At 67.2% G+C, this 13,338-nt stretch carries 11 protein-coding genes; 6 read left to right on the top strand and 5 right to left on the bottom strand.

What is annotated here, in order from left to right; genetic code table 11:
- Positions 1 to 20: 20 nt before the first annotated feature.
- Positions 21 to 695: a ribose-5-phosphate isomerase RpiA gene (gene rpiA, locus KT882_RS24680; protein ID WP_228893548.1), complete on the top strand. Its 675-nt coding sequence runs from the start codon at positions 21 to 23 to the stop codon at positions 693 to 695.
- A gap of 18 nt (positions 696 to 713) precedes the next feature.
- Positions 714 to 1,097: a hypothetical protein gene (locus KT882_RS24675; RefSeq protein WP_187358763.1), complete on the top strand. Its 384-nt coding sequence runs from the start codon at positions 714 to 716 to the stop codon at positions 1,095 to 1,097.
- A gap of 25 nt (positions 1,098 to 1,122) precedes the next feature.
- Here the strand turns inward: KT882_RS24675 and KT882_RS24670 are convergent, their stop codons facing one another.
- Positions 1,123 to 1,395 (bottom strand): oxidative damage protection protein, encoded by a 273-nt coding sequence (locus KT882_RS24670; RefSeq protein WP_161073610.1) that lies wholly within the window; start codon positions 1,393 to 1,395, stop codon positions 1,123 to 1,125.
- A gap of 36 nt (positions 1,396 to 1,431) precedes the next feature.
- Positions 1,432 to 2,742, bottom strand: a complete 1,311-nt coding sequence (gene argA / locus KT882_RS24665) for an amino-acid N-acetyltransferase (protein WP_161073609.1) — start codon at positions 2,740 to 2,742, stop codon at positions 1,432 to 1,434.
- Positions 2,743 to 2,795: 53 nt separating this feature from the next.
- Here argA and hrpA point away from each other — a divergent pair, with 53 nt between their 5' ends.
- Positions 2,796 to 7,127: an ATP-dependent RNA helicase HrpA gene (gene hrpA / locus KT882_RS24660; RefSeq protein WP_228893547.1), complete on the top strand. Its 4,332-nt coding sequence runs from the start codon at positions 2,796 to 2,798 to the stop codon at positions 7,125 to 7,127.
- A 196-nt stretch (positions 7,128 to 7,323) separates the two neighbouring features.
- On the top strand, positions 7,324 to 8,535 hold the full coding sequence (locus KT882_RS24655; RefSeq protein ID WP_228893546.1) for an extracellular catalytic domain type 1 short-chain-length polyhydroxyalkanoate depolymerase: 1,212 nt from the start codon (positions 7,324 to 7,326) through the stop codon (positions 8,533 to 8,535).
- Between the two features lie 15 nt (positions 8,536 to 8,550).
- Here the strand turns inward: KT882_RS24655 and KT882_RS24650 are convergent, their stop codons facing one another.
- The 3 genes from KT882_RS24650 to KT882_RS24640 form a co-directional block, all read right to left on the bottom strand.
- Positions 8,551 to 8,775: a hypothetical protein gene (locus KT882_RS24650; RefSeq protein ID WP_228893545.1), complete on the bottom strand. Its 225-nt coding sequence runs from the start codon at positions 8,773 to 8,775 to the stop codon at positions 8,551 to 8,553.
- 12 nt (positions 8,776 to 8,787) lie between these two features.
- The gene (locus tag KT882_RS24645) at positions 8,788 to 9,663 is read right to left on the bottom strand and encodes an SPFH domain-containing protein (protein WP_161072738.1); all 876 of its coding nucleotides are present in this window, start codon (positions 9,661 to 9,663) and stop codon (positions 8,788 to 8,790) included.
- Between the two features lie 148 nt (positions 9,664 to 9,811).
- Positions 9,812 to 11,062, bottom strand: a complete 1,251-nt coding sequence (locus KT882_RS24640; protein ID WP_161072737.1) for a putative Na+/H+ antiporter — start codon at positions 11,060 to 11,062, stop codon at positions 9,812 to 9,814.
- A 139-nt stretch (positions 11,063 to 11,201) separates the two neighbouring features.
- Between KT882_RS24640 and imuA the strand changes: the two genes are divergently transcribed.
- Positions 11,202 to 11,924 carry a translesion DNA synthesis-associated protein ImuA gene (gene imuA / locus KT882_RS24635; RefSeq protein WP_161072736.1) on the top strand — a complete coding sequence of 241 codons (723 nt, stop codon included), beginning with the start codon at positions 11,202 to 11,204 and terminating at the stop codon, positions 11,922 to 11,924.
- Entirely contained in the window at positions 11,851 to 13,326 is a 1,476-nt protein-coding gene (locus KT882_RS24630; RefSeq protein ID WP_161072735.1) for a Y-family DNA polymerase, read from the top strand. Before imuA ends, KT882_RS24630 begins: the two co-directional genes overlap by 74 nt.
- Positions 13,327 to 13,338: the final 12 nt, after the last annotated feature.

Genomic DNA, 13,338 nt, shown 5'->3' with positions numbered 1-13,338 from the left:
CCTACTCTTAATTTTTTATCATGACCCAAGACGAACTGAAACAAGCCGTAGCCCGCGCCGCCATCGCCCACGTGGAAGGCGACATCATCGGCGTCGGCACCGGCTCCACCGCCAACTTCTTCATCGACGAACTGGCCAAGATCAAGCACCAGATCAAGGGCACGGTGGCTTCCTCGGAATCGACCGCCGCGCGCCTGGCCGCGCACGGCATCGCTGTGCTGGACCTGAACGACGTGGCCGAAATCGCGGTCTACATCGACGGCGCCGACGAGATCACCGAGCAGGGCGCCATGATCAAGGGCGGCGGCGCGGCGCTGACGCGCGAGAAGATCGTTGCTTCCGTGTCGAAGAAGTTCGTTTGCATCGCCGACGGCTCCAAGCTGGTGGATGTGATGGGCAAGTTCCCGCTGCCGGTGGAAGTGCTGCCGATGGCGCGCAACGCCGTGGCGCGCCAGCTGGCCGCGCTGGGCGGCCAGCCCAAGCTGCGCCTGAAGGCCGGCACCGACGAGGCCTTCGTCACCGACAATGGCGGCAACATCCTGGACGTGGCCGGCCTGGCCATCACCGATCCTAAAGGCCTGGAAGCGCAGATCAACCAGATCGTCGGCGTCATCGCCGTGGGCCTGTTCGCTGCGCGCGGCGCCGACGTTTGCCTGCTGGGCACCGCCGACGGCGTGCGCACGCTGACCTTTTAATCCCTCCCCAGGACGTCTATGAAACGCTTGCTGTTGCTGTCGGTCGTGGTGTTGAGTGCCTGTTCGCAGTTGCCGTTCAAGCAGGACCAGGAGCAGGAAGCCGAGGCGGCCCGGCGCGCGGCCACGGTGCGCAAGCCCGTGGTGTCCGAGCTGGCCAGCGACGGCAGCAAGCGCGTGGCGGTGGACGGGGTGGAGATAGAAAAAGTGGTCTTCCGCGCCGGCGCCTCGTCGGCCACGGTGGAGCGCATGGCGCGCAAGGCCGGCTGCGACGGCAACGGCGGCCCCGGCGCCGGGCTGCTGTCCGAGCCCGGCCCGGTGGAGGTCTACCGCATGATGTGCAGCAACGGCACGGCCTACCTGGCCAAGTGCGAGCTGCGGCAGTGCAAACCTTTGCAGCGATAAAAAAAGGCGCCGCTGGCGCCTTTTTTTATTCCGCCGGCGGTACGTAGCCGGCTGCTGCGTCGGCGCCGTCGCCGAAGAAGTGCTTTTCCATCTGCGTGGCCAGGTATTTGCGCGCGCGCAGGTCGGCCAGGTTCAGGCGGTTCTCGTTGACCAGCATGGTCTGGTGCTTGAGCCAGGCGCCCCAGGCTTCTTTCGAGACGGACAGGTAGATCTTCTTGCCCAGTTCACCCGGGTAAGGCGGGAAATCCAGGCCTTCGGCTTCCTTGTTCAGTTTGATGCAATGGACGGTGCGGGCCATCTTTGGTGCTCCTAATGCGGTGTGGTGAAACCGTGATTATAAGGTTTTAATCAGAACCTGGGATTTGCGCTGCCAGTTATACATGCGCTGGCGGTCCTTCGGCAGCGCGTCCACCGTGGCCGGCACGAAGCCGCGCTTGATGAACCAGTGCGCCGTGCGGGTGGTGAGCACGAACAGCTTGGACAGCCCCAGCGCGCGGGCGCGGTTTTCCATGTGCTTGAGGATGCGCTCGCCGTCGCCCTGGGCTTGCACGTCGGGGTTGACGGTCAGGCATGCCATTTCGGCCATTTTTTGTTCCGGGAAGGGGTACAGCGCGGCGCAGCCGAAGATCACGCCGTCGTGCTCGATGACGGAGAACAGGTCGATTTCCCGTTCGATCAGCTCGCGGCCGCGCTTGACCAGCGTGCCGTCCGCTTCCAGCGGTTCGATCAGCTTGATAATGCCGCCCACGTCTTCGATCGTGGCCTGGCGCAGCGATTCCAGGTTTTCGTGCGAGATCATGGTCCCCACGCCATCGTGGGTGAACAGTTCCAGCAGGGCCGAGCCGTCCATGGCGAAGGGCACGATGTGGGAGCGCTCCACGCCGTTGTTGCAGGCCTTGACGCAGTGCTTCAAGTAAAATGCGGTGGCGTCGGGCAGGAAGCCGGCCATCAGCACGGCTTCGGCCTGGTGCGAGGACAGCTCGCGGATCTCGGCGCCGGCGGCGTCGGTCATCATGTCCGTTTCGGTGATGAAGATCAGCTTGTCGGCGTGCAGGGCGATGGCGGCGCTGCAGGCCACGTCTTCCATGGTCAGGTTGAAGGTCTCGCCGGTGGGCGAGAAGCCCAGCGGCGACAGCAGCACCAGGCCGTCCGAACCGAGGATGGAGTGGATGGTCTCGGCGTCCACCTTACGGGTGATGCCGGTCAGCTCCAGGTCCACGCCGTCTATCACGCCGAGCGGGCGGGCGGTGATGAAGTTGCCGGAAATGATGCGGATGGCCGCATTGGACATGGGCGTGTTGGGCAAACCCTGGCTGAACGCGGCCTCGATGTCCAGGCGCAGCTCGCCGGCCGCTTCCTTGGCGCATTCCATGGCGGCGGTGTCGGTAATGCGCACGCCGTTGTGGAAACGGCCTTCCACATTGCGCAGCGCGAGCTGTTCGGCCACCTGCGGGCGCGAGCCGTAGACCACGGTCACGTTGATGTCGAGCGCCTGCAGCAGCGACAAATCATGGGCCAGCACCGGCAGGGCGCCAGCCGATACGAGTTCGCCGGGAAAGGCGACCACGAAGGTCTTGCCGCGGAAAGCGTGGACGTAGGGCGCGACGGAGCGCAGCCATTGGACGAATTGGGTAGGGTTTTCCATTTGCCGCATTATAATTCGGTGCGCGGTTTTCGCGCCAAATACTAGTAAAAAACATGTCAGAAGCCAGCAAGAAGCCACCAGTTTCCACTCCGCAGCAGCCATCCACCGCTCCCGCCGCCAACGCAGCCGCCTCTCGCGGCGATACGCCCGCTGTGACGCGCGCGCCACAAGGGGGGCAACGCGGCGCCCAGCGCGGCGGCCAGCAGGGCCAGGCCGGACGCGCCGCACGCGCCCCGGGCGGGGCGCCGGGCGCCCGCACGCCCGGCCAGCCGCGCCCCGCGCAGGCGGGCGAGGGCCGCGCCCCGCGTCCGCCGCGCACGGAGTCCGATGGCGGCGAGCGTGGCGGCCGCGGCCAGCGCGCGCGCCTGACGCCGGAGGAAGTGGCCGCGCGCGAGGCGGAGGCGGCGTTCCGCAATCCCATCCCGCCGATCACCTTCCCCGAAGACCTGCCTGTCTCCGGCCGCCGCGAGGAAATCGCCGAGGCGCTGATGAAGCACCAGGTCATTATCGTGTCCGGCGAAACCGGCTCGGGCAAGACCACCCAGCTGCCGAAGATCTGCCTGGAACTGGGGCGCGGGCGCAAGGGCCTGATCGGCCACACGCAGCCGCGCCGTATCGCCGCCTCGTCCACCGCCAAGCGCATCGCGCAGGAACTGGGCACGCCGCTGGGCGAGAACGTCGGCTTCAAGGTGCGCTTTGCCGACACGCTGATGCGCGGCGCCTGCGTCAAGCTGATGACGGACGGTATCCTGCTGGCCGAAACCCAGACCGACCCGCTGCTCAAGGGCTACGACACCATCATCATCGACGAGGCCCACGAGCGCAGCCTGAACATCGATTTCCTGCTTGGCTACCTGAAGCAGCTGCTGCCGCGCCGCCCGGACCTGAAGATCATCATCACCTCGGCGACCATCGACGCGGACCGATTCTCGCGCCACTTCGGCACACCGGAGAAGCCCGCGCCGGTGATCGAAGTTTCCGGCCGCCTGTACGCGGTGGAAGTGCGCTACCGCCCGGTGGAGCGCGACCAGGTGGCGATGGGCGGCGCCAACGCAGCCAACCCTTCGCCGCAACAGGGCAAGGCCGCCGCCGCGCGCGAAAAGCGCGACCTGATGGACGCCGTGGTCGACGGCGTGGACGAAGTGTGCCGCATCGGCTCCGGCGACGTGCTGGTGTTCCTGCCCGGCGAGCGCGAGATCCGCGACGCTGCGGAAGCGCTGCGCAAGCACCATCCGCCGCACGTGGAGATACTGCCGCTGTTCGCCCGCCTGTCGGTGGAGGAGCAGGAGCGCGTGTTCCGCACCTCTAATGCGCGCCGCATCGTGCTGGCCACCAATGTGGCCGAGACCTCGCTGACCGTGCCCGGCATCCGCTACGTGGTGGATGCCGGCCTGGCGCGCGTGAAGCGCTACAGCTACCGCAACAAGGTGGAGCAGCTGCAGGTTGAGCCGATTGCGCAATCGGCCGCGAACCAGCGCGCCGGCCGCTGCGGCCGCGTGGCCGACGGCGTCTGCGTCCGCCTGTACGACGAGCAGGACTACCTGCAGCGCCCCAAGTTCACCGAACCCGAGATCCTGCGTTCTTCGCTGGCCGCCGTTATCCTGCGCATGAAGTCCCTGCACCTGGCGGACGTGGAAACCTTCCCCTTCATCGAGCCGCCGATGGCGCGCGCGATCGCGGACGGCTACCAGCTGCTGCAGGAGCTGGGCGCGGTCGATGAATACAACCAGCTGACGCCGCTGGGCCGCAAGCTGGCCAAGCTGCCGCTGGACCCGCGTGTGGGCCGCATGATTCTGGCCGCGCACGACAACGCCTCGCTGACCGAAGTGCTGATCGTGGCGTCCGCGCTGTCCGTGCAGGACCCGCGCGACCGTCCGGTGGAGCACCAGCAGGCGGCCGACGAGGCGCACAAGAAGTTCGCCGACGAGAAGTCCGAATTCCTCAGCTACATCAAGATCTGGCGCTGGTTCGAGGGCGCCATCGAGCACAAGAAGACCAACCGCCAGTTGCAGGAAAACTGCCGCAGCAACTTCCTGTCGCAGGTGCGCCTGCGCGAATGGCGCGACGTGCATTCGCAGCTGCTCACCATCGTCAAGGAGCAGGGCTGGCGCATGAACGAGGCGCCCGCCACCTACGAGAACCTGCACCTGGCGCTGCTGACAGGCTTGCTGGGCAATGTGGGCTTCAAGGGCGAGGACGAGCCGGGCGCCGGCTTCCTGGGCGCGCGGGGCATCAAGTTCCATATCTGGCCGGGTTCCAATCTGTTGAAGAAGCCGGGCAAGTGGATCATGGCGGCCGAGCTGGTGGAAACCACCCGCCTGTACGCGCGCTGCGTGGCCAAGATCGAGCCGGAATGGCTGGAGAAGGTGGGCGGCCACCTGCTGAAGAAATCGTGGGGCGAGCCGCGCTGGGAAAAACGCAGCGCGCAAGTGACCGCGTCCGAGCGCGCCACCTTGTACGGCCTGGTGGTGTACAGCCAGCGCCGCATCAACTACGGCGCCTTCAACCCGCAGGAAGCGCGCGAAATCTTTATCCGCGACGCGCTGGTGGGCGGCGACTACGATACGCGCGCGCCGTTCTTCGCCCACAACCACAAGCTGGTGAAGGAGATCGAGAACCTCGAGCACAAGTCGCGCCGCCTGGACGTGCTGGTGGACGATGAACTGATCGCCGCCTTCTACGACAAGCTGATCCCGGCCGACGTGGTGAACGGCGCCGGTTTCGAAAAGTGGCACAAGGAGGCGACCGCCGCCGAACCGAAGCTGCTGTACTTGAACCGCGATGAGCTGATGCGCCACGAGGCGGCCGGCGTAACCACCGACCTGTTCCCGAAAACGATGATGGCGGCAGGCCTGGAAATGGCGCTGACCTATCACTTCGAGCCGGGCAGCGTGCGCGACGGCGTGACGCTGGCGGTGCCGCTGTATGCGCTGAACCAGCTCTCGCGCGAGCGCTGCGAATGGCTGGTGCCGGGCATGTTGAAGGAGAAGGTGCATCTGCTGCTGAAGTCCTTGCCGCAGAAGCTGCGCCGCCATTGCGTGCCGCTGCCGGATTACGCGGCCAAGTTCTGCGAGCGCGTGCACGCAGCGCTGGCTTTCGGGCGCGGCGATCTGATCGACGCCATCATTGCCGACATCCGCAAGGAAATCACGATAGGCGTGCTCACCACGGACTTCAAGCCGGAAACGCTGCCCGCTCACCACTTTATGAATTTCAAGGTGATCGACGAGCATGGCCGCCAGCTGGACATGGGCCGCAACCTGGCTACCTTGCAGGCTGAATACGGCATGCAGGCGCGCCAGAGCTTCCAGAAGATGGCCGAGACCACCACGCCGGCCGGCACGCAGCTGCGCGCGGGCACTCCTGCAGCAGGCGCCGGTGCTGCCGCCGCAGGCGCGGGCAAGCTGGCGCATGGCGGCATCGCGGCGGACGCTGCGCGCGGTGCGGCGCCGAACGCGGGCAAGGGAGGCAAGGCTGGTGCGCAGTCCGGCGCCGCCGCGAACGCTGCCGCGAATGCGCCGGCCGCGCAATCGGCCACCACCGGCATCACCGCCTGGACCTTCGGCGAGCTGCCGGAACTGCTGGAGATCGTGCAGGGCAAGCTGACGCTGATCGGCTTCCCGGCACTGGTGGACAAGGGCACGCACTGCGACCTGGAAGTGTTCGACGACCCCACCGTGGCGGCGCGCACGCACCGCGTCGGCCTGCGCCGCCTGTTCGCGCTGCAGATGAAGGACCAGATCAAGTTCGTGGAAAAGAGCATCCCCAACCTGCAGCAGATGGGCATGCAGTTCATGTCCATGGGCACGCAGGAGGAGCTGCGCGACCAGATCATCAACAAGGCGCTGGACATCGCCTGCCTGCAGGACCCGCTGCCGACAGACGCAGCCACTTTCGCCAAGCGCAAGGACGAAGGCAAGTCGCGCCTGGTGCTGCTGGTTAACGAGGTGGCGCGCCTGCTGTCGCAGGTGCTGACCGAATTCCACGGCCTGCCCAAGCGGCTGCAAGGCATCAACGCGCAGGTGGCGGCGGACATGCAGGCGCAGTTGCAAGGCCTGGTGCACAAGCGCTTCCTGCTGGAGAGCGACTACGCGCAGCTGGCGCACTTCCCGCGCTATCTGAAGGCGATGAATGTGCGGCTGGAGAAGCTGCGCGCCGATCCCGCGCGCGACGCCAAGCTGATGGCCGAGTGGCAGAGCGCCGCCGCGCCGTATCAGCGCCTGATGCGCGACAAGACCGCAGGCCGCAACACCGACCCCAAGCTGGTGGAGTTCCGGTGGATGCTGGAGGAGCTGCGCGTGTCGCTGTATGCGCAGGAGCTGCGCACGCCGATGCCGGTGTCGGCCAAGCGCTTGCAGAAGGTGTGGGAGTCCATGCAGCGCTAAGGCGCCGGCATGGTGTAGGGTGCGCGGCAGGGGAGCCAACGCAGTCCCACCTGCCGGCCCCCCTGTTTTCCCCGCGCATGGCGGTTACTGCTGCATTCGGTACAAAAGTTTAATCTGCGATCCCGTGCGCTGGCGCACCGATGGGAGCTTTCTGCCCCGGTATATTGCACTGCAACATACTGAACAGGAGTGTCGCATGACCAAGCCCATCTTTGGCGCACGATTGCTGCGCAGCATTACCCGTGCAGGCAAGTCGCAGCAGAAGTTGATGACGCAATTGTTCGGCGTACCCCCCGTGAAGGCGAAGCCGAAAGCCAAGACGGTGAAGGCGGTCAAGCTCGCGAAGCCGGGGCTCAAACTCGCCGCGAAGCCTGCCGCCAAACCGGCGTCCAAGGCCAAGACCGCGGGCGCCGCGCGCCGGTCCATCTCCGCGCCGGACGGCATGCCGATCCGCCAGCACGCGCGGCCGGATGTGGCTGTGCTGCCGGGCCGCTGGCTCGCGTCGCACTACGCCGCCATGCCGCAGCCTGGCCAGGCGCCGGGCCACGCCATGAGCTACTGGCTCTACCTCCCCCAGTACGTGCCCGACGCCGCCGCGCGCCACGGCCTGCCGCTGATCGTCATGCTGCACGGATGCCATCAGAGCGCCACCCAGTTCGCGCAAGGCACGCGCATGAACCGCCTGGCCGAGCAGAAGGGCTACGCCGTGCTGTATCCGCAGCAGGCGGCCAGCACACAGGCGCACCGCTGCTGGCGCTGGTATGACAAGAGTACGCAGGAGGGCGGCGGCGATACCGCGCTGATCGCCGCCGTGATAGCCAGGGTTTGCAGCGACTACGCCATCGACCGCAAGCGCATTTACGTCTGCGGCATTTCGGCCGGCGCCGGCATGGCCAACATCCTGGCGCTGAACCATCCGGAATTGGTGGCCGCGGTGGGCCTGCATTCGGGGCCGGCTTACGGCGGCGGGCATAGCACCGTCGGCGCGCTGACCGTGATGCAGCACGGCGCCGGGCTGCAAGCGTCCGCCGCCATTCGGCAGGTGCTGCGGCAGCGGCCCGGCTTCCCCGTCATGCCCACCATCCTGATCCACGGCGAAGGCGACAAGGTGGTGCGGCCCATCAACCAGGCGCAGCTGGTGCAGCAAAGCCTGCTGTTGAACCGGCTGCCTGCGGGGACCGAAGTGACGGTGGTGGAGCGCGCGCGGCGCGGGCTGACGCGTAACGCGCATGAGATACGCGACTACAGCGCAAAGGGAAAAGTGCTGCTGCGCGTGGCGCGCATCGCGGACCTGGAGCACGCATGGAGCGGCGGCGACCCGGCGCTGTCCTTTAACGCCAAGGCCGGCCCGGACGCCAGCAAGATGATGCTGGACTTCTTCGCCAAGCACCGGCGCATTATTGCGTGAACGCGCCGGCGCGGCTTACTCCGGCGCCGGTTCGGGGCTGTCGCCGGGATCGGCGGCCGGGCTGTCCGTGCCGGCGCCTTCGCCCTTGAGCTTCACGCCCCGGCGCGCCAGCCCTTCGCGCAGCAGGAACTCGATTTCCGCGTTCACGCTGCGCAGGTCGCGCGCAGCCAGGCGCTGGATTTCCTCCCACAGCGCGGGGTCTATCCTGAGCGGATAGGCTTTTTTACCTGGGCTTGCCATGCTGTTCCGCCGCTAGTTATACAGCGTGCCCGTGTTGATAATCGGCTGGGTCTCCTTGTCCGAGCACAGCACCACGAGCAGGTTGCTCACCATGGCCGCCTTGCGTTCGGCATCCAGCTCCACGATGTCGCGTTCCGCCAGGCCTTTCAGCGCGGCCTCCACCATGGTCACGGCGCCGTGCACGATCTTGGAGCGGGCGCTGATGATGGCGTCGGCTTGCTGGCGGCGCAGCATCACTTGCGCGATTTCGGCGGCGTAGGCCAGGTGGGTCAGCTTGGCGTCCAGCGTTTCCACGCCGGCCGCGTCGAAGCGCGCTTGCAGTTCCACTTTCAGCGCATTGGCCACCACGTCCATGCCGGCGCGCAGCGTGGTTTCGCCCTCGGCCAGGTCTTCGCCTTCATCGTAGGCGTATTGCGAGGCCAGGTGGCGCAGCGCGGCTTCCGCCTGCACCGACACGTAGCGCTCGAAATCGTCCACTTCAAACACGGCCTGGGCGGTGTCGCGCACGCGCCAGACGATGGCGGCGCTGATCTCCACCGGGTTGCCGCGCTTGTCGTTGACCTTCAGGGTAGGGCAGTTGAAGTTGCGCGCGCGGACCGACAGCTTGCGCTTGCCGTAGAACGGCAGCGCCCAGCGCAGGCCTTCGTTGCGGTCGGTGCCCAGGTACTTGCCGAACAGCGTAATGATGGCGCTCTCGTTCGGCTGCAGCATGTACAGCCCGGCGAAGGAGGCCAGTCCGAGCACGGCAGCGAGGATGCAAATCAGCGGATGGATGCCGCTGCGTATGCCCAGCCCGGCCAAAGCAAGTAGCGCAATGGCGCCTACCGCCGCCGTATAACCGCTGACCGAGGAAAACGCCGTTTCGCGGCGGATATGTGCTGCATTCATGCTGGACTCCCTCTTGGTTGTGACATCAAAGTGATATCACTTTAGGATCACTTCGAGTTGGAGTCAAGAAATTTATCAAAAAAATATTAGGGCAGGAAGCCACAGCCTGCCGTGCTTGCTGCGTTCCATCCAGGGAGACGCATGTTGTCTACAGGAAAAAGGCTGCGGCGGCTACGGCGGTGGGCGGCAGGGCGCCCAGCAGCAGGCCGAGTGCGCCGATGGACTCGTCCTGGAAGCCGCGCCGCAGCAGCGACACGCCGGCCGGGTTGGGCGCGTTGGCGATCACCGTCAGGCCGCCGCCGGCCACCGCGCCGGCCACCAGCATGTATTGCGCTTGCGGCGCCATGCCTTCGATCAGCGAGCCGAGGTAGGTGAGGGCTGCGTTGTCGGTGATGGCGGTCAGGCCCAGCGCGCCGAAGAACAGCGCCACCGGCGCCAGGCTGGAGACGATGGGCTGCAGCCACCATTGCTGCATGCCGCCCAGCACCACCAGCCCGGCCAGGAAGAAGCCCACCAGCAGGCCCTCCTTCAGGATCAGCGGCTGCTGGTAGCGCTGGTAGGCTTGCGTGAAGCCCAGGAACAGCAGGAACAGGCCGAGGAACATCACCGGATGGTGCGCCAGCAGCACCACGGCCGCCAGGAAGGCCAGGTGGATCAGCGACACCAGCAGCGGCACCTGCACGGGGCCGCCCTCGGCCGGCGCGCCTTCCGCAGGCTGTAAATGGCGTTTGAGCATGAAGCAGACGGCGGTGGCGTTGGCCAGCACCGCCAGCGTGGCTTTCCAGCCGAACTGGCTGGCCATGAAGGCGCTGTCCCAGCCCCAGGTGGCGGCCACCATCAGCACCGGCGGCGCGGCGTAGGAGGTGAGCGTGCCGCCTATGGAGACGTTGACGAACAGTACGCCCAGCGCCGCGTACTTCAGCCGCTCGGGCATGCCGGCGCGGAAGACCAGCGGCGCCAGCGTCAGCGCAGCCAAGGTCATGGCGGCCGGTTCGGTGATCAGCGAGCCGGCCAGCGGCACCAGCGCCAGGCCCAGCCAGGCCAGCGCAAGTTCCGTGCGCATGGGCGCCAGCCGCGCCAGCGCCTGCAAGGCGCGCTGCACCGCGTTCAGCACCGGCCATGAGGCGGCCACCACCATCACCACGAACACGAACAGCGGCTCGGTGTACTGGCGCGATTCGGCGTAGGCGATGGCGTTCTGGCCGCCTGCCGCAAGGGCAATGGCCACGATCAGGATGGCGGCCCAGAAGCCGAACACCACTTCCACTTCGCCCAGCAGGTGCAGCAGCCCCGCGTGGCGCGGGTGGCGGTGGGCCAGCTTTTCGAAGGATTTGGCGGCGAAGGTGTGCACCAGCGCCAGTCCGAACAGGATGGCGCCGATGAGCTCGATGGTGGTCATAAATGTCCATAAAGAATGGTGGCAATGGCCATCTTACAGCATGCGCAAGCTTTCTCCTGGGCACATACCGCAAGTAGTCCTTGCTAAAACCGGGAGTAAATAGTACTGTGTATATGTACAGTATTTTGCATTGAGCGCCATGTCCAACTCCACCGCAGCCGCCGTTATCGCCGCGCCCGAAAGCCTGCATCCGTCCCTGTGGCTGGCTTCGCAGCTGGCGCACGCGGCCACGCGCTGCATGGACACCGGCTACGCGGCGCTGTCGGCGCAGCTGCCGGGTGGCGGCTGGCCGCAAGGCACGCTTACCGAGCTGATGCTGCAGCAAGCGGGCATAGGCGAAATCCGGCTGCTGCGGCCGGCATTGGCGGCGGCCGCGCAACGGCCGGTGGTGCTGCTGGCGCCGCCGCAAATTCCGCAGGGGCTGGCGCTGGCCGCGCTGGGCCTGCCCCCGGAACAGATGGTATGGATACGCGGCACCGGCAAAAGCGGGGACGCGCTGTGGGCGGCCGAACAGGTGCTGCGCAGCGGCTGCTGCGGCGCGCTGCTGCTGTGGCAGCAGCAAATGCGCAGCGAAAGCTTGCGCCGGCTGCATCTGGCGGCGCAAAGCGGCGATACGCTGTTTTTCCTGATGCGTCCGCTGGCGGCGGCGCAGGACGCCTCGCCCGCGCCGCTGCGGCTGGCGCTGCGCCCGGCTCCGGGCGGCATCAGCATCGACTTTATAAAACGCCGGGGACCGCAGCGCGACGCGCCGCTCTTCCTGCCCTTGCCTCCTTCTTTGTTGCAGCGTCATGCGTTTATGGATAAGCCTCTACCTGCCACGGTTACCGCTCGAAGTCTTCTGCCCCAGCTGGTCGGAGGATAAGGGCAGCGTGGTGCTGGAGCAGGACGGCGTGCTGGCGGTGTCGCCGCATGCCCATGCCGCCGGTGTGCGGGTGGGCATGCGGCGCGGCGGCGCGCTGCTGATGGCGCCGGAGGCGCAGTTGCACGAGCGCGCGCCGCTGCGCGAGCGGGAGGCGGCGCACGCGGTGGCGATGGCGCTGCTGCGCTACACGCCGCAGGTGGCGGAGGCCGAGGAGGCCACGCTGCTGATGGATGTGGGCGCCAGCCTGCGCCTGTTCGGCGGCGTGCGCAAGCTGTGCGCGCTGGTGCGCGCCAGCATGCGGGCGCTGGGTTTCACCGCCGTGCTGGGCGCCGCGCCCACCGCGCGCGGCGCCTGGCTGCTGGCGCGCAGCGGGGGCGGACGTTCTTTAACAATCGAGAGCATGGCGCGGCGGCTGGCGCCGCTGCCCAGCAGCTTGCCGCCGCCGGCGCGGCCCTTCCTGAACTGGTTCGAGGGCATGGGCTGTCTTACGCTGGCGGACCTGCGGCGTTTGCCCCGGCCCGGCTTGCAGCGCCGCTGCGGGCGCGCCTTGCTGGACCTGCTGGACGAGGCGCACGGCGAGGCGCCCGAGCTGCATGTGTGGATAGAGGCGCCGCCCACTTTCAGCGCGAAGCTGGAATTGTTCGACCGCGTCGAACATGCGGACGCGCTGCTGCACGGGGCGCAGCGCCTGCTGCAGCAGATGGTGGGTTGGCTGTGCGCGCGCCAGTTCGCGGTCGAGCGCGTGAGGCTGCTGCTCGAGCATGAGCGGGGCAAGGTGGCGCGCGCGCCGACGGCGATCGACATCGCGCTGGGCGAGCCGGTATGGCGCGATGACCATTTGCTGCGCCTGCTTAAGGAGCGCCTGGCCAAGACCGAGCTGGCGGCGCCGGTCATCGGCCTGTGCCTGGAGGCGGCGCAGGTGCGTCCCATGCTGCCGCCAACCGATACACTGTTCCCGGAGCCGGGCGGCAGCAAGGAGGACCGCGAGCGCCTGTTCGAACTGCTGGTGGCACGGCTGGGGGCGGACAATGTGCTGAAGGCGTCGCCGCAGGCGGACTACCGGCCGGAACTGGCCAACGCCTGGGTGCCGGTGCGCGACAAGCTGCGCGCCGCCGAGGCAGCCGCACGCCTGCCGCCGCAAAGCCTGCCGCGCCCGGCCTGGCTGCTGCCCAAGCCGGTTGCGCTGCTGATGCGCGACCACCGGCCGTTCTATACGTCGCCGCTGCGCATGGTGTCGAACGCGGAGCGCATCGAGGCGGGCTGGTGGAGCGAGGGGCAGACGCGCGACTACTTCATCGCCGAGGGCGCCGACCACGCGCACTACTGGGTGTTCCGCGAACGGCTGGGCGCCAGGGAGGGCGAGGCTGAAGCGCGCTGGTATCTGCATGGCTTGTTCGGCTAGACTGCGGGTATT

This window comes from Pseudoduganella aquatica (genome assembly GCF_020865585.1).
Lineage (GTDB): Bacteria > Pseudomonadota > Gammaproteobacteria > Burkholderiales > Burkholderiaceae_D > Rugamonas > Rugamonas aquatica_A.
This window is presented reverse-complemented; position numbering and strand designations above follow the sequence as displayed.

Coding starts and splice junctions, on each gene's coding strand:
- KT882_RS24640 (WP_161072737.1), bottom strand. CDS start 11,062: ATGACCACCATCGAGCTCATCGGCGCCATCCTGTTCGGACTGGCGCTG.
- KT882_RS24670 (WP_161073610.1), bottom strand. CDS start 1,395: ATGGCCCGCACCGTCCATTGCATCAAACTGAACAAGGAAGCCGAAGGC.
- rpiA (WP_228893548.1), top strand. CDS start 21: ATGACCCAAGACGAACTGAAACAAGCCGTAGCCCGCGCCGCCATCGCC.
- imuA (WP_161072736.1), top strand. CDS start 11,202: ATGTCCAACTCCACCGCAGCCGCCGTTATCGCCGCGCCCGAAAGCCTG.
- KT882_RS24645 (WP_161072738.1), bottom strand. CDS start 9,663: ATGAATGCAGCACATATCCGCCGCGAAACGGCGTTTTCCTCGGTCAGC.
- hrpA (WP_228893547.1), top strand. CDS start 2,796: ATGTCAGAAGCCAGCAAGAAGCCACCAGTTTCCACTCCGCAGCAGCCA.
- KT882_RS24655 (WP_228893546.1), top strand. CDS start 7,324: ATGACCAAGCCCATCTTTGGCGCACGATTGCTGCGCAGCATTACCCGT.
- KT882_RS24675 (WP_187358763.1), top strand. CDS start 714: ATGAAACGCTTGCTGTTGCTGTCGGTCGTGGTGTTGAGTGCCTGTTCG.
- KT882_RS24630 (WP_161072735.1), top strand. CDS start 11,851: ATGCGTTTATGGATAAGCCTCTACCTGCCACGGTTACCGCTCGAAGTC.
- argA (WP_161073609.1), bottom strand. CDS start 2,742: ATGGAAAACCCTACCCAATTCGTCCAATGGCTGCGCTCCGTCGCGCCC.
- KT882_RS24650 (WP_228893545.1), bottom strand. CDS start 8,775: ATGGCAAGCCCAGGTAAAAAAGCCTATCCGCTCAGGATAGACCCCGCG.